Consider the following 22,028-nt stretch of genomic DNA (forward strand, 5'->3'; position numbering starts at 1 on the left):
ACGTGGATTCGCCCCAGTCACTTACTGATGTAAGCTCCTGGGGACTCACCCACTTGCCGCCTTCCTGCAGCTCGAATTATTTAGGGGGTACTTGGGTATTTTTTAATGTTTTATGAATTCAGGTAAGACTTCACCCGCACAGGGCGCAACGCACTGTGCTGGGCGGTACAACAAAAGCTATTTCGCGTAAGGCGCGAACCAACCGAGGCCCGCTTCGGTGCGACCGCGTGGGAAATACTCGCAGCCGACCCAGCCGTCATAGCCGACTTCATCCAGCAGGCTGAACAGGTACGGATAGTTGATTTCGCCTTCGTCTGGTTCGTGACGATGCGGCGCAGAGGCGATCTGAATATGGCGATAGCCCCCGGCGTACTCGCGAATCAGATGGCTGAGATTGCCGTCCACCAGCTGCGCATGGAACAGATCCAACTGCGTGAACACGTTCGGACGATCGATACGTTCCATCATCGCCAGCGTTTGATACTGGCTGGAGTAGAGGTAGTTCGGCTTCGTCATCGGGTTCAGCGCTTCCAGCAGCAGGCGAATACCGTGCGGCGCAAAACGCTCAGCGGCGTAATGCATATTGCGCACAAAGGTCTCTTCGTAAGCGGTACGATTGGCACCGTTGGGCACTGTCGCCGCCATCACATGCACCTGCGGGCAGTTGAGCGCCAGTGCATATTCCAGCGCACGATCGATATCGGCACGCGCCTCTTCTTCACGACCAGGAATCGCGGATACGCCCCACTCCCCGGCCTGCACGTTTCCGGCTGCGGTGTTGAACAGCACCAACTCCAGATGATGTTTCTCCAGCTCGGCTTGGATCACCTCGGCCGGATAGTCATACGGGAACAGAAACTCAACGGCACGGAAACCGGCGTTCGCCGCTGCGGCAAAGCGTTCAATAAACGGCACTTCGCCGAACTGCGTGGATAAATTGGCTGCAAACTTAGGCATCAGTAATTCCTCAATTCCGCCACTTCGCCATCAGTCAGATAACGAATAGAGCGGTCGCCGAGCGTGAACATCAGACGCGCGGTCTCTTCCAGTTCTTCAGTGTTATTCGCGGCTTCACGCAGCGATTTACCCACCACTACCGGGCCGTGATTGGCCAGCAGGAAAGCGTTGTAACATGGCGCGAGCTGCGCAAGATCTTCAGCCAGGCGGTCATCACCCGGTTTGTAATAAGGTACGACCGGCACATCGCCCACGCGCATCACCACATAGGGCGTGAACGGGCGAATGCAGTTTTCGCTGTCGAGATCGTTGAGGCACGAAAGCGCCGTCAGATAGTGACTGTGCAGATGCACCACCGCTTTACAGGCGGGATTGTTTAGATAGAGCGCGCGGTGAAACGCCACTTCCTTAGAAGGCTTGTCACCCGAAATCCACTCGCCCTGCATCGTCACTTTTGACAGGCGGTCGGCCTGCAGTTCGCCGAGGCAAGAGCCGGTAGGTGTCGCCAGCAGATTGCCATCTTCCAGCAACAGTGAAAGGTTGCCGGCTGAACCGGTGGCGTAACCGCGCTGGAAAAAGGAGGCGCCCAGTTGCACCATCTCTTCACGTGCTTGTTGTTCGGTCATGCTGAGAACTCCGTTTGTGCGCGGGCAAAGAATTGTTCGTCGCCAAAGTTGCCTGACTTCAGGGCCAGCGACAGCGGTTGCTGGATGTCACGCACCCACGGCACGCCAGGGGAGATCATCGGGCCGATGTGGAAGGCCGTTACGCCCAGGCTTTGTGCCACCACGCCAGAGGTTTCGCCCCCGGCGACGATAAAGCGCTGCCAGCCCCGTGATTTCAGCTCACGGGTGACGGCGGCAAACAAGTGCTCAACCGCTTCGCTGCTGCGTGCTGCGCCATATTGCTGCTGGATTGCCTGCAGTTGCTGAGCATCGGCAGTGGCAAAGAGCAAAGGTGCCAGAGGCTGCTGGTTATTCGCGGCAATCCAATCGCACAGTTCCTGCGCGTAGCCTTCAGCATCGTCGAGGCAGCGCTCCACCAGCACTTCATGTGATGGCGCCTGCTGGCGATAGGCCTGAACCTGACGATTGGTCATCTGCGAACAAGAGCCCGAGATCACCACCGCACGTTCGCCCTGTGGACGTCCGGCCTGCTCGGCATCGCTGTTTTGCTGCTGAGTGGCCCAGGCGCGCGCAATACCGATTGCCAGGCCGGAACCGCCGGTCACCAGCACGGTTTCTTTTAGCGCTTCGCCCTGGGTTAGCAGATGCTGCTCGTTGAGCGCATCCAGCACCACGTAGTTGATGCCCTGCGCTTTCAGATCACCCAGCTGTTCACGCACCGCTTCCGCGCCTTTGTCCAGCTGAGCAGCATTGATCACCGCCGCCTGCCCTTTCGCCTGGCGCGTCATCAGACGCACCAGATTGCTGTCGGTCATTGGTGTCACCGGATGATGGCGCATGCCCGATTCAGACAACAGCTGATCGGCAACAAACAGATAACCCTGATACACGGTACGACCATTTACCGGCAGTGAGGGTGAGATCACCGTTTGCGTCTCGCCCAGTGCGGCCAGTAGTGCATCGGTCACTGGACCGATGTTGCCGTGTTCGGTGCTGTCGAAGGTCGAGCAATACTTAAAGTAGAAACGATCGCAACCCTGCTGTTGCAGCCAGGCAAGCGCTGCCAGAGACTGGTCGATTGCCTGCTGTGCCGGGCAAGAACGTGACTTAAGGCTGATGACAATCGCCTGCGCGCTCAGATCATCATGACCTTGCGGCACGCCGTTAAACTGAATAGTGGGCAGGCCGTTTTGCACCAGAAAGCTGGCGATATCCGTCGCACCGGTAAAGTCGTCTGCAATCACGCCTAAACGCATGGTGACTTCTCCTTTGACTCGGGCAGCGTGATGCCGCTGAAAATCTTGATGACTGCGCTGTCATCTTCACGACCGTGACCGGCATTGCTGGCTTCGGTGAACATGTTGAGTGCGGTAGACGCCAGCGGCAGTGGGAAATGCAATGATTTGGCGGTATCGGCCACCAGGTTGAGATCTTTCACAAAGATATCGACGGCAGATTTTGGTGAGTAATCACCGTCTACCACATGACGCATGCGGTTCTCAAACATCCACGAGTTACCCGCAGCGTTGGTCACCACGTCATACATGGTATCGAGTGGAATGCCTGCGCGCGCAGCCAGCGCCATCGCTTCTGCACCCACCGCAATATGCACGCCCGCCAGCAGCTGGTGAATGATTTTAACGGTTGAACCCAGGCCAATTTCACTGCCCACGCGATACACTTTGGCAGCAACCGCATCCAGTACCGGCTTCAGTAGCGCAAAGGCTTCATCGCTGCCGGACGCCATCACGGTCATCTCGCCGACCGCAGCTTTAGCTGCACCGCCCGATACTGGCGCATCCAGCATCAGCAGTTGATGTTGCGCCAGCTGCTGTTCAATCGCCTGCGCGTCTTGTGAAGAAATGGTAGAAGAAACCATCACCACCGTGCCCGGCTTGAGTTGTGCCGCCAGACCGGTTTCGCCAAACAAAATCGCTTTCACCTGCGCGGCGTTGACCACCAGCAGCAGCACGGCATCTAACTCTGCGGCGAAGCTGGCAGCGGAAGTCTGTGCATCGCGCGCACCCGCCTGGCGCAAGGTTTCCAGCGCCTGCGGATTTAAATCAACGCCCCAGGTGTTCAATCCAGCGCGAATACAGGACTGCGCTGCGCCCATGCCCATGGAACCCAAACCAATGACGCCAATGTTATTCACGGTTGCTGACACAGCACACCTCCGTTGTTAATTTAAGTGATATTTTGTTCAATGGTGTTAATTCTGCCGCAGTTACTGGCGGAGAAACGTGCGGCAAATCACAAAAATTAACTTACACGCACAACGTATAACATCGATTCACAGTATTGCATTACGGTGGTAACGCCTGCTCGGACGGGATATTTGCTAACATTTGCCTGGGATAAATTGTGCTGCAGGCTGTGAATTGATGCCTTACAATGTGAAAAATTGGTAATTCAGGGAGAGCGATGTGATTCCGGTAGAACGTCATCAACAAATTTTAGCGCTGGTTGCCGAACGCGGCGTGGTGAGCATTGCCGAGCTGACCGAGCGTTTAGGCGTATCACACATGACGATACGTCGTGATGTGCAAAAGCTGGAGGAGCAAGGTGCCGTGCTGTCGGTATCGGGCGGCGTGCGCTCGGCGGATCGTCTGGCTGCTGAGCCATCACATCTGGCGAAAACCAGCATGTACAGCAGTGAAAAGATGGCGATTGGTCAGTTTGCCGCGCGCCATATTCCGCGCAACAGCTGTATTTATCTCGACGCAGGCACCACCACGCTGGCGCTGGCTCGCGAACTGGTCGAGCGTGACGATTTGTTGGTGGTCACCAATGATTTCGTGATTGCCCGGCTATTGATGGAGAGCAGCGGCTGCAAGCTGATTCACACTGGCGGCACCGTATGTCGCGAGAATCGCTCCAGCGTCGGCGAATCAGCGGCGAGAAGTCTGCGCATGCTGGCGATTGATATCGCGTTTATCTCCGCATCCTGCTGGGGGCCGCGCGGCTTGTTTACACCCGATGAAGATAAGGTGCCGGTCAAGCTGGCGGCCAGCGATGTCAGCAGTAAGCGCGTACTGCTGAGCGACAGCTCGAAATACAACAAGATTGCCACCCATCTGGCATTACCGCTGGAGCGCTTCGATACCCTCGTAACCGATACCGAATTAAGTAAAGCGGGACGTGAAACGCTGAGTGCGGGGAGTTGGGAGTTGGTGCTGGCGGGTTAAGTTTGCTGGTCTAAAAGCAAAAGGTCGCCAATATGGCGACCTTTTGCATACGACACGAAGTCGTTATCCGCTGCGCATAATGCGCAACGAAAATTACACTTCTTCGCTGAACTGCGGAACCGGATTGCGGAAGGTGCGAGTAACAAACGCCAGGTAAATAATACCGACCGCTGCCCACACCAGGCCGAGCACCATCGAGGTCTCTTCCAGGTTGATCCACAGTGCACCCACTGTCAAAGCGCCCATCACTGGCAGCACCAGATAATTGAGGTGATCTTTCAGCGTCTTGTTACGCTTTTCACGGATCCAGAACTGCGCAATCACCGACAGGTTCACGAAGGTGAATGCCACCAGCGCACCGAAGTTGATCAGCGCAGTGGCGGTTACCAGGTCGAAGTTAATCGCCAGCAGTGCCACAGCACCCACCAACAGCACGTTCAGAGACGGCGTGCGGTATTTCGGGTGCACGAAGCCAAAGAAACGCTGCGGGAACACGCCATCACGACCCATCACATACATCAGACGGGAAACGCCCGCGTGTGCTGCCATACCGGAAGCCAGTACGGTAACCACAGAGAAAATCAGGATGCCAATCTGCAGGGCTTTACCTGCCACGAACAGCATGATTTCAGGCTGTGAAGAGTCCGGATTCTGGAAACGCGAGATGTCCGGGAAGAACAGCTGCAGGAAGTAAGACACACCGATAAAGATCACACCACCAATCAGCGCGGTCAGGAAAATCGCGCGCGGGATAGTGCGTTCTGCATCTTTGGTCTCTTCTGACAGCGAACTGATGCCATCAAAGCCGAGGAACGAGAAGCAAAGTATGGTTGCACCGGTAATCATCGGCACCACATGGGCATTCTCAGACCAGAAAGGCTTGCTGCTGGTCAGTGTTCCTGCGCCAACACCGTGCGCCACACCGTAAACCACCATACCAGTAATCACCACCATCACCACAACCTGCAGCACGACGATCACGCTGTTGAAGTTGGCAACGGTTTTGATACCACGGAGGTTAGAGATGGTCATAAAGGCCACCAGCAACACCACGAAAATCCACGATGGAATGCCCGGCACCAGCGTCTCAAAGTAGCTTTTCGCCAGCAGGATGTTGATCATCGGCATGAACAAATAGTCCAGCAGTGATGACCAGCCCACCATAAAGCCGACGTGCGGACTGATAGCCTTCTGAGCATAGGTGTAAGCGGAGCCCGCAGATGGGAAGCGGCGTACCAGCTTGCCGTAGCTCACGGCAGTAAACAGTATCGCGATCAGCGCGAAAGCATAAGCAGTGGCGACGTGGCCGTCGGTCAATCCAGAGACGATACCGAAAGTATCAAACAGGGTCATTGGCTGCATATATGCCAGGCCCATCATGACAACCGGGATCAAGGTCAGGGATTTTTTCAGGTGTGCACGCTGTGGTGCGGCGGTGTTAAGCGACATTGTTCAGGCCCCCAACAGAGGTGATCTGCGGGATACTGCGCAACGTGCTGCAGTGAGAAGTGATATTAGTGTTTGCGATTGTCGCCGCGCCGTAATCATCACGAAAGCGAGAACCAGCTTGCGCCGGTGCAATTGTAAACAGCCCCATCTTTGTTTTCCTCAAATCTCACGCCCAAGCGTGTTGTCAGTATCTATCTATCCGGATGCGTGTCCGGCCTCGGTAATTTGTGTGTGTACTGCAATCTGCAAAAAAATAACCGACGTGATAAGCGTCGGTTATGTTTCGTATTTTGCAGGGGACGTATTCTGCCCCAACTTATGCCATCGGCACAAGACGTTAGCGAAATTCTTCTGCGAGTCAGGCGTTCTTCAGCATCCAGTCAATCTCCGTGGCGGTGATAAGCCGTTCAAACTGCATTAACTCGTTCTGTTTGCAGCTGTGCCACACGCCGCTGAAATGCTCGCCCAGCAGTTTTTGCAGAGGATAGCTATTCTCGAATTCGTACAGCGCATCGCTCTGTCGCACCGGCAACGGCAGCCCTTCTGCCTCATGTCCATTGCCCTGCACCGCATGCGGTAAGGGTAGCTGATTATCCAGACCGTGCAAAATACCGGCAAGAATTGTTGACACGACCAGGTAAGGATTTGCATCCGCACCGGCCACACGATACTCCACGCGATGGTTATCCACATCGCCGCAGGGAATACGTAAAGCAACGGTGCGATTGTTGTGCCCCCAGGAGGCCTGTAACGGCACGTAGGCTTCCGGTAAGAAGCGGCGATAAGCGTTCACGTTCGGTGCCAGCAGCGCCATTGAAGCCGGCATTAAATCGATCATCCCGGCTAGCGCGCGTTTTAACAGCGGCGAATCGCTACCGTCGTCGAGCGAGAAAGCGTTGTGATCGGCGGCGTCCAGCATGCTGATGTGCACATGCATGCCACTGCCCGCATACTCTTCATAGGGCTTGGCCATAAAGGTCGCTGTCATGCCATGATTTTCAGCCACCTGGCGCACCAGACGTTTGAGCAAAATGGCATGATCGCAGGCTTTTAATACATCACGGGTGTGATGCAGATTGATCTCAAACTGGCCCGGCGAGGCTTCCGCCAGTGCACCATCGGCAGGTATACCCTGCTGTTTGGCAATATCGTCGATATCACGCAGAACATCAGCGAAATGGTCGAGATTATCGACTGAATAAACCTGACTCTGCATATTACGTTCGTCACTGCCCGGCGCACAGGGTGGCTGGATGTACCCTTCCGCATCGCGCTTTTTATCGACCAGATAGAACTCCAGCTCTACCGCTACCACCGGGAATAGCCCTCGATTGCGTAGCTGCTGCCACAAGCGATTAAGGACATTGCGGGGTTCAACGTCAAAGGGAGTGCCATCTTGGTTACACATTGTCAGCAGCAATTGCGCAATGCGTTCAGGATCGGCGGCAGAAGGAATTAAAGTTCCGGGAACCGGGATACAGAGGTTGTCGGGTTCGCCCAGTGACTGTCCGAGTCCGGCTTCTTCGACGGTATTTCCGAGGATATCCATGGCGAAAACCGAGGCCGGGAAGTAACACCCTTTTTCCAGTTTTGCCAATGCAGAGATGGGAATGCGCTTACCGCGAAAGACCCCATTTAAATCATTAAGAAGAATATCGACATACTGCGTTTCAGGATGGCGTTCCAGCCAGGATTTAACCTCCAGCTGGAACGCGCTTGTTCGTTTCTCTTCACTGTGCCGCGTGAAGTCTTCTACTTCTACGAGGTTCGTCATGTTCCCACCCGCCCTTTACCGTTTAGTATTGGTTCGCGCAATGCTCAAAATAACAGCCACTCTTCTAAGATAGCGCTAACGCAAAAAGTGTGCAAATGTAACAATTCTGTTGAAAGAACGAACAACCGGTTGCTAGATTGACAATATATTGCACACTTTTCAGGCCGGATGCGCAAAAACGGTGAAAATATTGAACAGCAACGCGGAGACGTGATGGGCATTATTTTTGACAAACCCTTGATTGGCGTAGTGATGTGTCAGAACCACATCGGCAGCCATCTCGGGCAAACGGTTCACAATAAGTATCTCGATGCCATCGTGCTTGCCGGTGGTGTGCCCTTGCCTTTGCCGCATCAACTGATGCATGCCCCTCATCTATTAGAAAACAGTATGACGCTGCTGGACGGCATTTTGCTTACCGGCAGCCCGAGTAATATCGAACCCTGGCATTACGGTGAAGAAGGTAAAGAGGAGCATGCCGATCCGGCGCGTGACCGCCTCGCCTTCGGCATCATCACTCATGCGATTGGCAAAAAGATGCCGATTTTCGGTATTTGCCGTGGCTTGCAAGAATTAGTGGTGGCCAACGGGGGATCCCTGTATCGCCAGCTGCATATGACGCATCTGTTTCAGGAGCATCGTGAAGATGATGCGCTGCCGCTCGATCAGCAATATGCGCCGGTGCATGAGGTTCAGCCTGAAGCGGAAGGTTTGTTGAGCCTGGTGCTTGGCAGCGCGCAATCCTTTGCCGTGAACTCTCTACATGGACAAGGCATCCGCGAACCCGGCCCGCAGCTGCGTATTGAAGCGCGTGCGCCTGATGGGCTGATTGAAGCGGTGAGTTTGCGCCAGCATCCGTTTGCCCTTGCGGTGCAGTGGCATCCGGAGTGGCACTCCGATCAAGACCCGGTTTCGCAACGCTTGTTTGCGGCTTTTATCCACGCGGCTCTCTGTTATCACAAGGAAAAACAGCCATGAATGATGCCACTCTGGCGCCTGGGCGACGTTTATCGCAAATCCGGCAGGAGATGGGATTGTCTCAGCGTCGCGTCGCTGAGTTGTCAGGACTCACACACAGTGCTATCAGCACCATTGAACAGGACAAAGTCAGCCCAGCGCTGAGTACCTTGCAGAAATTGCTGAAGGTGTACGGCTTGTCGTTGTCAGAGTTTTTCTCGGAGCCAAAGGTAAACAGCACGCCGCGCGTGATCGTACGTCCGGAAGAGTGCGTGGAGATCGGCAGCCTCGGTGTGTCGCTGCGTCTGGTGGAGAACGGCGCTGAAAAACGTGCGCTGGCGATGTTGATTGAACGCTACGAACCGGGTTCCAGCACGGGTGAGAAGCTGCGTCATCCTGGTGAAGAGACCGGCACGGTGCTGGAAGGAGAAATCACGCTGGTGGTCAATGGTCAGAGTTATCACCTTTATTGTGGCGAGAGTTACGTGATCGATACCGGCTTGCCGCACAGTTTTACCAATACGTCTGAGCTGCCGTGTCGCATCGTCAGTGCGCACACCCCAGCGAATTTCTGAGTTCACGCGCTAAAGGAGGATGTGATGCAACATGTGGGAAGTTATTACGCCGCAACCGCGAATGCGCATGAGCCGTGGCCCGAACTGCAGGAATCGGTGCAGTGTGATGTCTGTATTATTGGCGGCGGATTTACCGGCCTCTCCTCGGCGCTGTTTTTGACCGAAGCCGGTTATGACGTAGTGCTACTCGAAGCGGCAAAGATTGGTTTCGGAGCCAGCGGTCGTAACGGCGGCCAGGTAGTGAATTCTTACAGCCGTGATGTGGATGTGATTGAACAACGCTACGGCAAAGACGTGGCGAAGATGCTGGGCAATATGATGTTTGAGGGCGCGGAGATTATTCGCGATCGCATCGACCGTTATGCTATCGCCTGTGATTACCGTCCTGGCGGCATTTTTGCCGCGTTGAATCAGCGTCAGATGGGCCACTTGCGCAGCCAAAAAGCCAACTGGGAGCGCTATGGTAACCATAATTTGGAGCTGCTGGATGAGCGCGCGATTCGTCGCGAAGTGGCGACCGATCGCTATGTCGGCGGCTTGCTGGATAAGCGCGGCGGGCATCTGCATCCGTTAAACCTGGCACTGGGTGAAGCGGAAGCGATTCGCCGTCACGGTGGGCGCGTCTATGAACAATCTGCGGCAGTGGAAGTGAAGTATGGCGAGCCGCATCGGGTAAAGACCGCTAAAGGTGAAGTGACCGCCACCTTTGTGATTTTTGCCGGTAATGCTTATCTCCCCTCACAACTGGAACCGCGCCTGAGCCGTAAAAGCATGCCGTGTGGCTCGCAAATCCTCACCACCGAGCCATTAAGCCGCGACCAGGCGTTGGGTTTATTGCCGAACAATCACTGCGTCGAAGATTGTAATTATCTGCTGGATTACTTCCGCCTCACCGCCGATAACCGCCTGTTGTACGGCGGCGGTGTGGTATATGGCGCACGTGAGCCGGGTGATATTGAAGCATTGATCCGCCCTAAGTTGTTACGCACTTTCCCTCAACTGAAAGATGTGAAATTCAGCCACCGCTGGAGCGGTAACTTCCTGCTGACGCTGTCACGTATGCCGCAGTTTGGGCAAATCGAGAAAAATGCGTTCTTTATGCAGGGGGATAGCGGACATGGCGTGACCTGTACCCACTTGTCGGGAAGGCTGATTGCCGAGGTGCTGCGCGGACAGGCAGAAAGGTTTGATGCGTTTGCGAAATTGCCACATTTACCGTTTCCGGGCGGCAGAAGGTTTAAGGTGCCGCTGACGGCAATGGGTGCGGTATGGTATGCGTTGAGGGATCGGCTGGGGGTTTAACCGCAACGCATTGTCGCGGCGCAATTTATTGCGAGTGTTGTTTAACCCGCGATAAATCGCGCCGCTAGCGAAATAGTGCAGAAGTCTGCACTCGCACGTCAATCTCACTCCAGCGGCATTTTCATCGGATCATCGTAGCTGTACTCTAATCCCAGCTCGTTGCAGATCTTCGAGCCATCTACCACCTTCCCCGCCGAACGCACGGGCTCGGCAGTAAAGGTCGGAGCCACCAGCCCCAACTGCTTCGAAACAAACGGATAAAAATCATCACGTGCGGGATGTTTCGACGCGCACAGGTTGTAGACGCGTCCACCTTTCGGCGTTTGCAGCAACAGTACAATCGCATCCACCACATCATCGAGATGCACCAGATTGACCGCATGGCCGCCATTCTCCAGTCCAACCTTCCCGGCGAGGAAGCGTCCCGGATGACGGTTTGGCCCGACGAGCCCCGCCAGTCGTACGATATCCACGCTGGTACCTGGCAGATCGTGCAGCCAGTTTTCCAGTTCGACCAGCGTCTTACCTGCCACACTCTCTGGCTGTAACGTACTGCTCTCTTTCATTACGCCCGAACCGCTGCCGTACACCGACGACGAGCTGGTAAAAATGATGCGCGGCACTTTATGCGCCAATGCCGTATCTACCACGTTCTGCACGGCTTGCATGTAATCTTCACCGCCCTGAACCGTGCGGCTGGCGGGTAACGTCACCACCAGCGCGTCCACCGCCATCAGCGTGGCCAACTCATCTGCTTCACTTTTAATCTCGGGTGTCAGCACCAGTTGAAATGCCTCAATACCGCAGCGGCGCGCAGCATCCACACCATCGGGGGAGGTTTTGCTGCCGGTCACCTGCCAGCCGCGCGCCGTCAGCGCCATCGCCAGCGGCATACCCAGCCATCCCAGACCTACAATCGCGACTTTTTTCATACCGACTCCTGCTTTCCAGCGCTAAGACACCTCATCTTAGTCCCAGCGATTATGGCAAACCAGCGCAAACTGTTGCGGAAGGTTCCGAGAACTGACGTTAAAAAAGGGTTGCCAAGCGCCGCCATCTTCGTTAGGTTAATCAGCACGCAAATGAATACTCATTCAGCAACGGAATTTACTATGACACGCGTTCAGTTCAACCACCATCATCACCATCATCCTGACTAGTCTTTCAGGCGATGTGTGCTGGGAGACGATTAGGATCTTCCAGTGGTGCGAACGCAAAGAGAGCCCCCGGAAGATCATCTTCCGGGGGTTTTTTTATGGGCGAACGCAACCCCACTGAGTTCAGACAGGATTGAATAAGAGGACAGGAACCATGTTAGATAACACCCGTATTCGCATAGCTATGCAGAAATCTGGCCGTTTAAGTGATGAATCACGCGAACTGCTGGCCCGCTGCGGTATCAAAATCAACCTTCAGCAGCAGCGTCTTATTGCGTTTGCGGAGAACATGCCTATCGATATCCTGCGTGTACGTGATGACGATATCCCTGGCCTGGTGATGGATGGCGTGGTGGATCTCGGTATCGTCGGAGAAAACGTGCTGGAAGAAGAGCTGCTGGACCGCCGCGCACAAGGCGAAGACCCGCGTTACTTCACCCTGCGCCGTCTCGATTTCGGCGGTTGCCGCCTGTCGCTGGCGATGCCAGTGGATGCGGAATACACCGGCCCGCAATGTCTGCAGAACTCACGCATTGCCACCTCTTATCCGCACCTGCTGAAGAAATATCTCGATAAGCAAGGCGTCTCCTTTAAGTCTTGCCTGCTGAACGGTTCGGTGGAAGTCGCGCCACGTGCGGGTTTGGCCGATGCCATTTGCGACCTGGTATCCACCGGTGCCACCCTCGAAGCCAACGGCCTGCGTGAAGTGGAAGTCATCTACCGTTCTAAAGCGGTACTGATCCAGCGCGATGGCGAGCTGCCAGCAGCCAAGCAAGAACTGATCGACAAAATGATGACGCGTATTCAGGGCGTGATCAAAGCACGTGAGTCCAAGTACATCATGCTGCACGCGCCAAGCGAGCGTCTGGAAGAAGTGATCGCCCTGCTGCCAGGTGCTGAGCGTCCTACCGTATTGCCGCTGGCAGGCGAAGTGAGCCGCGTGGCGATGCACATGGTGAGCAGTGAAACCCTGTTCTGGGAAACCATGGAAAAACTGAAAGCGCTGGGTGCCAGCTCGATCCTCGTACTGCCAATCGAAAAAATGTTGGAGTAACAGCATGAGCACAATCATGACCCCGATTGACTGGCAACAGTGTGATGAACAACAACAGCAAGCGCTGCTGATGCGTCCGGCGATTTCTGCCTCGGCGAGCATCAGCGAAGTGGTGCGCGATGTGCTGACTAAAGTAAAGGAAGAAGGCGATGACGCCCTGCGTGAATTCAGCGCACGCTTCGACAAATCGCAGGTGGAAAACCTGCGCGTCACGCCTGAAGAGATGCAAGCCGCCAGCGATCGTCTGAGCGACAAGTTGAAGCAGGCGATGGCAGTGGCCGTCGGCAATATCGAAACGTTCCATAACGCGCAGATTCTGCCCGCGGTGGATATTGAGACCCAGCCGGGTGTGCGCTGCCAGCAGATCACCCGCCCGGTGCAATCTGTTGGGCTGTATATTCCCGGTGGCTCTGCCCCACTGTTCTCCACGGTATTAATGCTGGCAACCCCAGCACGTATCGCCGGTTGTGGTCGTGTGGTGCTGTGTTCGCCCCCGCCGATTGCCGATGAAATCCTGTATGCGGCGCAACTGTGCGGCGTAAAAGAGGTGTTTCAGGTTGGCGGTGCGCAAGCGATTGCTGCGCTGGCCTTCGGCACCGAAACCGTACCAAAAGTGGACAAGATTTTTGGCCCTGGCAACGCCTACGTCACCGAAGCGAAACGCCAGGTGAGCCAGCGTTTAGATGGCGCTGCTATTGATATGCCTGCTGGCCCATCAGAGGTTTTGGTGATTGCTGATGAAGGTGCCACACCGGCATTTGTCGCTTCTGATCTGCTATCACAAGCAGAGCACGGCCCGGATTCACAGGTTATCTTGCTGACCCCTTCGCTGAAACTGGCAGAAGGCGTGGCTCAGGCGGTGGAAGAACAGCTGGCTCAGCTGCCACGTGCGGCCACCGCACGTCAGGCACTGGAAAGCAGCCGCCTGATTGTGTTGCGCGATCTGGCGCAGTGCGTGGAAATCTCCAACCTGTATGGCCCGGAGCACCTGATTATTCAGACGCGTCAGGCACGCGATCTGGTGGATGCGATTACCAGCGCCGGTTCGGTGTTCCTCGGTGACTGGTCTCCAGAATCGGCGGGTGATTACGCCTCAGGCACCAATCACGTATTGCCGACTTATGGTTATACCGCCACCTGTTCAAGTCTGGGTCTGGCCGATTTCCAGAAGCGTATGACGGTGCAAGAGTTGACGCCGCAAGGCTTCCTCAATCTGGCCGCCACCATTGAAACTTTAGCGGCTGCTGAGCAGCTGGAAGCCCACAAAAATGCCGTTACCCTGCGTGTTGCCGCGCTGAAGGAGCAAGCATGAGCATTGAAGATTTAGCCCGCGCGAATGTGCGTGCATTGACGCCTTATCAATCGGCGCGTCGTTTGGGTGGTAATGGTGATGTATGGCTAAACGCCAACGAGTTCCCGCTGCCGGTGCCGTTTGAGCTGTCGCAACAAACGCTGAACCGCTACCCGGAATGCCAGCCAAAATTAGTGATTGAGCGTTATGCGGCTTACGCCGGTTTATCGCCGGAGCAAGTGATAGTCAGCCGTGGCGCCGATGAAGGTATCGAACTGTTAATGCGCGCCTTCTGCGAGCCAGGTAAAGACGCGATTCTGTTCTGCCCACCGACTTACGGCATGTACAGCGTCAGCGCGGAAACCATCGGCATCGAGTATCGCACCGTGGCAGCACTGGATGACTGGCAGCTGAATCTGCCTGCCATTGCCGAACAATTAGACGGCGTGAAAGTGGTCTACATGTGCAGCCCGAACAACCCGACCGGCAACCTGATCAATCAAGACGATATCCGCAAGCTGCTGGAGATGACGGCAGGTAAAGCACTGCTGGTGGCGGATGAAGCTTATATTGAGTTCTGCCCGGAAGCGACGCTGGCGGGCTGGTTGCAAGAGTATCCACATCTGGTGATCCTGCGCACCCTGTCGAAAGCCTTTGCGCTGGCAGGCCTGCGCTGTGGCTTTACGCTGGCCAACAAGCCAGTGATCGATCTGCTGATGAAAGTAATCGCCCCTTACCCGCTGGCTACCCCGGTTGCCGATGTAGCAGGACAAGCCCTGAGTGAGCAAGGCATTGCGCTGATGCGTCAGCACGTCACCGAACTTAACGCCAATCGTGCGTGGCTGTTTGAACAGCTACCACAGCTGAGCGTGGTGCAGCAGGTATTCCCGAGCGAAACCAACTACATTCTGGCGCGCTTCACTGATTCGCCAAAAGTATTTAAAACGCTGTGGGATCAAGGCATTATTCTGCGCGACCAAAACAAAAACCCCGGCCTTGCGGGATGCCTGCGCATCTCCATCGGCACCCGTGAAGAGTGCGAGCGCCTGATCGCCGCGCTGCAAGCCTTATCAGTGGAGCAAGCATGAGTCAGAAAACCCTTTTTATCGACCGCGACGGTACCATCATCTCTGAGCCGCCAACGGATTTTCAGGTTGATCGCATGGAGAAGCTGGCGTTTGAAAAAAACGCCATCCCTGCGCTGCTGGCCCTGCAAAATGCCGGCTATCAGCTGGTGATGATCACCAATCAGGACGGCCTGGGCACCGACAGCTTCCCGCAGGCTGATTTTGATGGCCCACACAACCTGATGATGCAGATCCTGACTTCGCAGGGCGTGAACTTCAGCGACATCCTGATCTGCCCGCATAAGCCGGAAGATAACTGCGATTGCCGCAAGCCGAAAACCAAAATGGTGGAAGCCTGGCTGGCACAAGGCGCACTGGATACCGCAAACAGCTACGTGATTGGCGATCGCCTGACCGATATCCAACTCGCGGAGAACATGGGTATTCAGGGCCTGCGTTACGGTGCCGAAGGCATTGACTGGGATGCGATTCAGGCACGCCTGACCAAGCGTGACCGCCACGCGCTGGTGCAACGCAACACCAAAGAGACGCAGATCAAAGTGGAAGTGTGGCTGGACCGCGAAGGCGGCAGCAAAATCAATACCGGTGTCGGCTTCTTTGACCACATGCTGGATCAGATTGCCGTACACGGCGGCTTCCGCATGAACATCGACGTGAAAGGCGATCTCTATATTGACGATCACCACACCGTGGAAGATACCGGTCTGGCGCTGGGTGAAGCGCTGCTGAAAGCGCTGGGCGACAAGCGAGGCATCGGCCGTTTCGGCTTCGTGCTGCCGATGGATGAGTGCCTGGCGCGCTGTGCACTGGATATCTCTGGCCGTCCGCACATCGAGTTTAAAGCCGAGTTTAGCTATCAGCGTGTCGGCGATCTCAGTACCGAGATGGTTGAGCACTTCTTCAGCTCCCTCTCCTACGCCATGATGAGCACCCTGCACCTGAAAACCAAAGGCAAGAACGACCATCACCGTGTGGAAAGCCTGTTTAAAGCCTTTGGCCGCACACTGCGCCAGGCAATTCGCGTGGATGGCAACACCCTGCCGAGTTCGAAAGGAGTGCTGTGATGAACGTGGTGATTCTCGATACCGGGTGCGCCAACCTTTCCTCCGTGAAGTGGGCGATTGAGCGCCTCGGCTATACGCCAGAAGTGAGCCGCGATCCGGATGTGGTGCTGCGTGCCGACAAGCTGTTACTGCCGGGCGTGGGCACTGCGCAAGCCGCCATGAACCAACTGCAAGAGCGTGACCTAATCGATTTGATCAAAGCCTGTACCCAACCCGTGCTGGGGATTTGCCTCGGTATGCAGTTGCTGGGACGTGGCAGCGATGAGAACGGCGGCGTAACCACGCTGGGCCTGGTGGATGAACCGGTCTCGCTGATGGATACCCAGGGTTTGCCATTGCCGCATATGGGCTGGAACCAGATCACCTCGCAGGCGGGCAATCACCTGTTCCGTAATATCCCTGACGGCAGCTACTTCTATTTTGTGCACAGCTACGCTATGCCGGTGAACGCCGCCACCATCGCCCAGTGCGATTACGGTCATCCGTTCACCGCCGCCCTGCAGAAAGATAACTTCTTCGGCGTGCAGTTCCACCCGGAGCGCTCTGGCAAAGCAGGCGCGCAGTTGCTGAAAAACTTCCTGGAGATGTGATGATTATCCCCGCATTAGATTTGATCGACGGCAAAGTGGTGCGCCTGCATCAGGGCGACTACGGCCAACAGCGCGACTACGGCAGCGATCCCTTACCGCGCCTGCAGGATTACGAACGTCAGGGCGCGGAAGTGCTGCACCTGGTGGATCTCACCGGTGCCAAAGATCCGGCCAAGCGCCAGATCCCTCTGCTCACCACCCTGCTGCGCGGCGTCAATGTGCCGGTGCAGGTCGGTGGTGGTATCCGCAATCGTGAAGACGTTGCAGCCTTGCTGGCTGCCGGCGCGACTCGCGTGGTGGTCGGTTCCACGGCTGTTAAGCAGCCGGAAGAAGTGAAAAGCTGGTTCAGCGAGTTCGGAGCAGATGCCATCGTGCTGGCACTGGATGTGCGCATTGACGCTAGCAATCGCAAAGAAGTGGCAATCAGCGGCTGGCAGGAAGCTGCGGGCGTAACGCTGGAAGAAGTGATTGGCTGGTATCAGCCGGTTGGCCTGAAGCACGTGCTGTGCACCGATATCTCCCGCGATGGCACCTTAAGCGGTTCCAACGTGGCGCTGTATAAAGAAGTGTCGGATGCCTTCCCGGATATTGCGTTCCAGAGTTCCGGTGGCATCGGCTCGCTGGAGGATATTGCGGCCTTACGAGGCAGCGGCGCGCAGGGTGTGATTGTCGGTCGCGCATTGCTGGAAGATAAATTCACCGTAGCGGAGGCGATTGCATGCTGGCAAAACGGATAATTCCTTGTCTCGATGTCCGTGACGGACAAGTGGTGAAAGGCGTCCAGTTCCGCAACCACGAAATTATTGGTGATATCGTGCCACTGGCGCAGCGCTATGCGCAGGAAGGCGCTGACGAGCTGGTGTTCTATGATATCACCGCCTCTTCCGATGGCCGTGTGGTGGATAAAAGCTGGGTGTCACGCGTCGCAGAAGTGATTGATATTCCGTTCTGCGTGGCGGGCGGTATCAAGAGTGAGGAGGATGCCGCGCGCATTCTGCAGTTCGGTGCGGATAAGATCTCCATCAACTCCCCGGCGCTGGCTGACCCTACGCTGATCACGCGTCTGGCAGATCGCTTTGGTGTGCAGTGTATCGTGGTGGGTATTGATACCTGGTTCGATGAAGCCACCGGCAAGTATCACGTCAATCAATATACCGGCGATGAATCACGTACCCGTGTCACCACCTGGGAAACCCTGGATTGGGTACAGGAAGTGCAGAAGCTAGGCGCGGGCGAAATCGTGCTGAACATGATGAACCAGGATGGCGTACGTAATGGCTACGATCTGGTGCAGCTGAAGAAAGTGCGTGAGGTATGTAAAGTGCCCCTCATCGCTTCTGGCGGCGCGGGCACCATGCCACACTTTCTCGAAGCCTTTGAACAGGCAAACGTTGATGGCGCACTGGCCGCTTCGGTGTTTCACAAACAAATTATCAATATCGGCGAGTTGAAAAACTTTCTGATCGACAACGGTGTGGAGATTCGCGCGTGTTAACTGCAGAACAACTGGCCAAACTGGATTGGGCCAAAACCGCGGGCATGATGCCCGTCATCGTCCAGCACAACGTTTCTGGCGAAGTGCTGATGCACGGTTATATGAATGAGGAAGCGCTGCAAAAGACGCTGGCGGAAGGCAATGTCACTTTCTTCTCTCGCACCAAAAACCGCTTGTGGACCAAGGGGGAAACCTCCGGTCACTTTTTGAAGGTCGCGAGCATCACGCCGGATTGTGATAACGACACCCTGCTAGTGCTGGCAAACCCGATTGGGCCAACCTGCCACCTTGGCACCTCAAGCTGCTTCTCACCGGCTGCGCCAGATTGGGCGTTCCTGTATCAGCTGGAGCAGCTGCTGGCTTCACGTAAGAGCGCCGATCCTGAGAGTTCTTACACCGCGAAACTCTATGCCAGCGGCACAAAGCGTATCGCGCAGAAAGTCGGTGAAGAAGGCGTGGAGACCGCACTGGCAGCCACAGTGAACGATCGTCACGAACTGACCAACGAAGCCTCTGATTTGCTGTATCACCTGATGGTGCTGCTGCAGGATCAAGACCTGGATTTGAGCACCATCATTAACAATCTGCGTGCGCGTCATAAATAGCGGATTGTGCAATAAGCTGCTCAAAATTGGCTTCAAAAGCGGGTTTTGAGCAGTATGCTTCTCAAATTAACGCGTGAATCTCATCGCAACTCACCGCGTGTTAATTACCCTCTTCACCCGGCACTTCGCTGCACAATCATGGCGCTTTATAAGGACGGTTCCTCTGTGACCACTCATGAAAAACTGATCGCCCTGCTCGACCAGCACAACGCCCGTTATCGCGTGATGGAACATCCCGCGACTGGCAAATGTGAAGCTGTTGCTGAGATTCGCGGGACGGAAGTGGGACAAGGCGCCAAAGCATTGGTGTGCCATGTCAAAGGTAACGGTATCAAACAGCATGTGCTTGCGGTTCTGCCAGCTGATCAACAGGCGGATTTGAGCAAAGTGGCTGAAGCGGTGGGTGGGCGTCGCGCTTCTTTGGCTTCTCCAGCAGAGGTGGACGCGTTAACGGGCTGTGTGTTCGGTGCGATTCCACCCTTCAGTTTTCATCCCGACCTGCGGTTGGTGGTAGACCCACTGCTGTTTGAACGCTACGACGAAATCGCCTTTAACGCGGGTCTGCTGGAAAAATCAGTGGTACTGAGTGTGGCGGATTATCGCACCATGCATAATGGTAACGTCATGAAAATAATCTGCTAATTGCCATGGCGGACAGTGATCGGTACTCTGCGTTATTCCACATCACGAAAAAGAAGACCGATATTATGGCAAGTTCTCGATTTACTGCCCGCCTGCGTCAGACGCTGGCGCTGGCTGTGCTGGCAGGTTGCGCATTTGGCGCACAGGCAAAGATTGAACAAGTACGCTTCGCGGTTGATCCAACCTATCCTCCTTTCGAATCCAAGACCCCACAGGGCAAGCTGGTTGGTTTTGATATCGACCTTGGCAATGCGCTGTGCGAGCAGATGCAAACCAAATGTGTGTGGGTAGAGAGCCAGTTCGATGGCATGATCCCGGCGCTGAAAGCCCGCAAGTTCGATGCCATCCTGTCGGATATGGGTATCACTGAAGAGCGTCTGAAACAGATCGACTTCACCGTTCCGCTCTATGATACGCACACCCAATTGATTGCACGCAAAGGCTCTGGCCTGCTGCCAACGGCTGAATCGCTGAAAGGCAAAACAGTTGGCGTTGAGCAGGGAACCGTGCAGGAGCGCTATGCACTGGCAAAATGGCAGCCACACGGCGTGAACGTGGTGCCTTACGGCGATCAGGCGCAGGTTGAAAGTGATTTGATCTCTGGTCGTCTGGATGTGGTATTTACCGATGCCGCTCAGGCAGCAAACGGCTTCCTGAAACACCCACAGGGCAAAGATTTCGAGCTGGCTGGCCCGATTGTTGAAGATCCGATTATCGGTCCAGGTACGGCGATTGGTTTGCGTAAAGGGGATGAAGTGCTGAAAACAGCCCTTGATAACGCCTTTGCTGAAATCAAGAAAAACGGCACCTTCGATAAGATTCAGAAGAAGTACTTCGCCACCGACATCTCGATCCAGCAGTAATCAATGTAGAGGCGGTCTCAAGGCCGCCCTATTCGCGCCGCTAACATGAGCGAGCGCAAATTTAGCGGCTTCATTTCCGCTCATTCTCACAGCAGCACTATAATTCCAATCAATAAAATTAATCAGGCACGACGTTCAACGTGCCGTAGATACAGGACATCGACCTCGTCATGCAACAACAACATCATCCTCTGCTAAGTGCTTCCCTCGGTACACAGCGCGAAATCGTCAGCTTCCATTTCGGTACCGATTCCCAGCAGCGCGTCTACATTCAGGCGGCACTGCACGGTGATGAACTGCCGGGTATGGCGGTGGCGTGGTATCTGAAACACAAGCTGCTGGCGCTGGAATCGGCCGGGCAGCTCAAATCCAAAATTACGCTGGTGCCGGTGGCAAATCCGCTGGCGATGGGGCAACACTGGCACGGCAGCCATTTGGGTCGATTCCATACGCTTTCAGGTCAGGATTTCAATCGCCGTTTCCCGGCATTAGGCGATACCCTGGCTGAAGAGTTGGCCGGTTCGTTGACACAGAGTGAATATGAGAACAAACGGTTGATCCGTGATGCCATTGATCGCCACTATCGAGACCGCGTTGCTCGTACCGAACTGGATGCGCAGCGCTTCACGCTAATGCGTATGGCCAGCCAGGCAGATTTGATGATTGATCTGCACTGCGACTGGGACGCATTGCCGCATCTCTACACGACCCCGCATGCGTGGCAGGATATCGAGCCTTTAGCGCGTTGGTTAGGTAGCGAAGTACAGCTTCTGGCCCAAATCTCTGGTGGCGAGCCGTTTGATGAAGCCTGCTGCGAGCCGTGGTTAACGTTGGCCGAGCGGTTTGGTGGTGAGTATCCGATGCCACGGGGTTTGTTACCGGTGACGCTCGAATTACGTGGTGTGGCGGATGTGTCGCCTGGACAAGCTGAGAAGGATGCGGATGCGATTATTAACGCGCTGATTGAAGGTGGCTACATTGCGGGTGACGTGGGTGAGTCCCCTGCTCTGATCAATCCTGCGACACCGCTGGCAGGTTGTGAGTATATCCATGCACCGCATTCTGGAATGCTGTTGAATCGCCGTGAGTTGGGTGAGTGGATCAAGCCGGGTGAAGTGGTAGCGGAGATTGTGGACCCGATTACCGACCAGGTGACGCCGCTGGTGGCAGAGTTTGGTGGGGTGCTGTATGCAAGGAACCTGATGAAGTTTGCTACGGCTGGGATGCTGGTGGTGCGGTTGGCGGGTGAAAATGCGGGCAGAGAGGGAGAGTTGCTGGTGGTTTGATGTACATTCAGGAGAGCATTAATTACTCGCAGCAACAATCATTATTGACATCAATTTTCTAATGT

At 55.3% G+C, this 22,028-nt stretch carries 23 protein-coding genes and 1 other annotated feature; of the genes, 16 read left to right on the forward strand and 7 right to left on the reverse strand.

Features of this window, described 5'->3' with window-relative positions; translation table 11 throughout:
* Positions 1-177: 177 nt before the first annotated feature.
* Genes AC1MDE_RS07405 through ltnD form a run of 4 tightly spaced genes read right to left on the reverse strand, consistent with a single transcriptional unit; the run spans position 178 to position 3,750 of the window.
* Positions 178-957, reverse strand: coding sequence for an HPr family phosphocarrier protein (locus tag AC1MDE_RS07405; RefSeq protein WP_479400724.1), 780 nt, complete (start codon positions 955-957; stop codon positions 178-180).
* Complete coding sequence (otnC, locus tag AC1MDE_RS07410; protein ID WP_479400722.1) at positions 957-1,583, reverse strand: 3-oxo-tetronate 4-phosphate decarboxylase; 627 nt, start codon at positions 1,581-1,583, stop codon at positions 957-959. The genes AC1MDE_RS07405 and otnC overlap by 1 nt, the downstream gene beginning before the upstream one ends.
* A complete protein-coding gene (otnK, locus tag AC1MDE_RS07415; RefSeq protein ID WP_479398945.1) occupies positions 1,580-2,839 on the reverse strand; it encodes a 3-oxo-tetronate kinase in 1,260 nt (419 codons plus the stop codon). The genes otnC and otnK overlap by 4 nt, the downstream gene beginning before the upstream one ends.
* Positions 2,830-3,750, reverse strand: coding sequence for an L-threonate dehydrogenase (gene ltnD / locus AC1MDE_RS07420; protein WP_480344438.1), 921 nt, complete (start codon positions 3,748-3,750; stop codon positions 2,830-2,832). Before ltnD ends, otnK begins: the two co-directional genes overlap by 10 nt.
* Before the next feature lie 259 nt (positions 3,751-4,009).
* On the opposite strand from ltnD, the gene ygbI reads away from it, so the two are divergent.
* Positions 4,010-4,771, forward strand: a complete 762-nt coding sequence (ygbI, locus tag AC1MDE_RS07425; RefSeq protein ID WP_034824708.1) for a DNA-binding transcriptional repressor YgbI — start codon at positions 4,010-4,012, stop codon at positions 4,769-4,771.
* A 93-nt stretch (positions 4,772-4,864) separates the two neighbouring features.
* Here ygbI and AC1MDE_RS07430 read toward each other — a convergent pair whose 3' ends face one another.
* Positions 4,865-6,220 carry an APC family permease gene (locus tag AC1MDE_RS07430; protein ID WP_479414456.1) on the reverse strand — a complete coding sequence of 452 codons (1,356 nt, stop codon included), beginning with the start codon at positions 6,218-6,220 and terminating at the stop codon, positions 4,865-4,867.
* Positions 6,221-6,578: 358 nt separating this feature from the next.
* Entirely contained in the window at positions 6,579-7,994 is a 1,416-nt protein-coding gene (locus AC1MDE_RS07435; RefSeq protein WP_034824710.1) for a glutamine synthetase family protein, read from the reverse strand.
* A 213-nt stretch (positions 7,995-8,207) separates the two neighbouring features.
* Between AC1MDE_RS07435 and puuD the strand changes: the two genes are divergently transcribed.
* The 3 genes from puuD to AC1MDE_RS07450 are packed head-to-tail and all read left to right on the forward strand — an operon-like array spanning position 8,208 to position 10,828.
* Positions 8,208-8,972 carry a gamma-glutamyl-gamma-aminobutyrate hydrolase gene (gene puuD / locus AC1MDE_RS07440; RefSeq protein WP_480344439.1) on the forward strand — a complete coding sequence of 255 codons (765 nt, stop codon included), beginning with the start codon at positions 8,208-8,210 and terminating at the stop codon, positions 8,970-8,972.
* Positions 8,969-9,526, forward strand: a complete 558-nt coding sequence (gene puuR / locus AC1MDE_RS07445) for an HTH-type transcriptional regulator PuuR (protein WP_034824711.1) — start codon at positions 8,969-8,971, stop codon at positions 9,524-9,526. The genes puuD and puuR overlap by 4 nt, the downstream gene beginning before the upstream one ends.
* 24 nt (positions 9,527-9,550) lie before the next feature.
* Positions 9,551-10,828, forward strand: a complete 1,278-nt coding sequence (locus tag AC1MDE_RS07450) for an NAD(P)/FAD-dependent oxidoreductase (protein WP_479398951.1) — start codon at positions 9,551-9,553, stop codon at positions 10,826-10,828.
* 104 nt (positions 10,829-10,932) lie between these two features.
* Here the strand turns inward: AC1MDE_RS07450 and AC1MDE_RS07455 are convergent, their stop codons facing one another.
* Positions 10,933-11,760: an SDR family oxidoreductase gene (locus AC1MDE_RS07455; RefSeq protein ID WP_480344440.1), complete on the reverse strand. Its 828-nt coding sequence runs from the start codon at positions 11,758-11,760 to the stop codon at positions 10,933-10,935.
* 180 nt (positions 11,761-11,940) lie between these two features.
* On the opposite strand from AC1MDE_RS07455, the gene hisL reads away from it, so the two are divergent.
* The 12 genes from hisL (at position 11,941) to AC1MDE_RS07515 (ending at position 21,963) form a co-directional block, all read left to right on the forward strand.
* Complete coding sequence (gene hisL / locus AC1MDE_RS07460) at positions 11,941-11,988, forward strand: his operon leader peptide (RefSeq protein ID WP_100396937.1); 48 nt, start codon at positions 11,941-11,943, stop codon at positions 11,986-11,988.
* Positions 11,964-12,085: a sequence feature (His leader region), on the forward strand. It overlaps the preceding gene by 25 nt.
* A gap of 54 nt (positions 12,086-12,139) precedes the next feature.
* A complete protein-coding gene (gene hisG / locus AC1MDE_RS07465; RefSeq protein ID WP_034824735.1) occupies positions 12,140-13,039 on the forward strand; it encodes an ATP phosphoribosyltransferase in 900 nt (299 codons plus the stop codon).
* A gap of 4 nt (positions 13,040-13,043) precedes the next feature.
* Positions 13,044-14,351: a histidinol dehydrogenase gene (hisD, locus tag AC1MDE_RS07470; RefSeq protein WP_479402529.1), complete on the forward strand. Its 1,308-nt coding sequence runs from the start codon at positions 13,044-13,046 to the stop codon at positions 14,349-14,351.
* Positions 14,348-15,418, forward strand: coding sequence for a histidinol-phosphate transaminase (gene hisC, locus AC1MDE_RS07475; protein WP_479402528.1), 1,071 nt, complete (start codon positions 14,348-14,350; stop codon positions 15,416-15,418). The genes hisD and hisC overlap by 4 nt, the downstream gene beginning before the upstream one ends.
* Positions 15,415-16,482, forward strand: coding sequence for a bifunctional histidinol-phosphatase/imidazoleglycerol-phosphate dehydratase HisB (gene hisB, locus AC1MDE_RS07480; protein WP_097116671.1), 1,068 nt, complete (start codon positions 15,415-15,417; stop codon positions 16,480-16,482). Before hisC ends, hisB begins: the two co-directional genes overlap by 4 nt.
* Positions 16,482-17,072, forward strand: a complete 591-nt coding sequence (gene hisH, locus AC1MDE_RS07485) for an imidazole glycerol phosphate synthase subunit HisH (protein ID WP_034824743.1) — start codon at positions 16,482-16,484, stop codon at positions 17,070-17,072. Before hisB ends, hisH begins: the two co-directional genes overlap by 1 nt.
* Positions 17,072-17,809: a 1-(5-phosphoribosyl)-5-[(5-phosphoribosylamino)methylideneamino]imidazole-4-carboxamide isomerase gene (hisA, locus tag AC1MDE_RS07490; RefSeq protein ID WP_058962037.1), complete on the forward strand. Its 738-nt coding sequence runs from the start codon at positions 17,072-17,074 to the stop codon at positions 17,807-17,809. Before hisH ends, hisA begins: the two co-directional genes overlap by 1 nt.
* A complete protein-coding gene (hisF, locus tag AC1MDE_RS07495; protein ID WP_058962036.1) occupies positions 17,791-18,567 on the forward strand; it encodes an imidazole glycerol phosphate synthase subunit HisF in 777 nt (258 codons plus the stop codon). Before hisA ends, hisF begins: the two co-directional genes overlap by 19 nt.
* Positions 18,561-19,172, forward strand: a complete 612-nt coding sequence (gene hisIE / locus AC1MDE_RS07500) for a bifunctional phosphoribosyl-AMP cyclohydrolase/phosphoribosyl-ATP diphosphatase HisIE (protein WP_058962035.1) — start codon at positions 18,561-18,563, stop codon at positions 19,170-19,172. Before hisF ends, hisIE begins: the two co-directional genes overlap by 7 nt.
* A gap of 138 nt (positions 19,173-19,310) precedes the next feature.
* Complete coding sequence (locus tag AC1MDE_RS07505; RefSeq protein WP_058962034.1) at positions 19,311-19,814, forward strand: YbaK/prolyl-tRNA synthetase associated domain-containing protein; 504 nt, start codon at positions 19,311-19,313, stop codon at positions 19,812-19,814.
* Positions 19,815-19,879: 65 nt separating this feature from the next.
* Entirely contained in the window at positions 19,880-20,677 is a 798-nt protein-coding gene (locus tag AC1MDE_RS07510) for an ABC transporter substrate-binding protein (protein WP_058962048.1), read from the forward strand.
* Between the two features lie 170 nt (positions 20,678-20,847).
* Positions 20,848-21,963, forward strand: coding sequence for a succinylglutamate desuccinylase/aspartoacylase family protein (locus AC1MDE_RS07515; RefSeq protein ID WP_058962033.1), 1,116 nt, complete (start codon positions 20,848-20,850; stop codon positions 21,961-21,963).
* Positions 21,964-22,028: the final 65 nt, after the last annotated feature.

Source organism: Pantoea folii, from assembly GCF_056678875.1.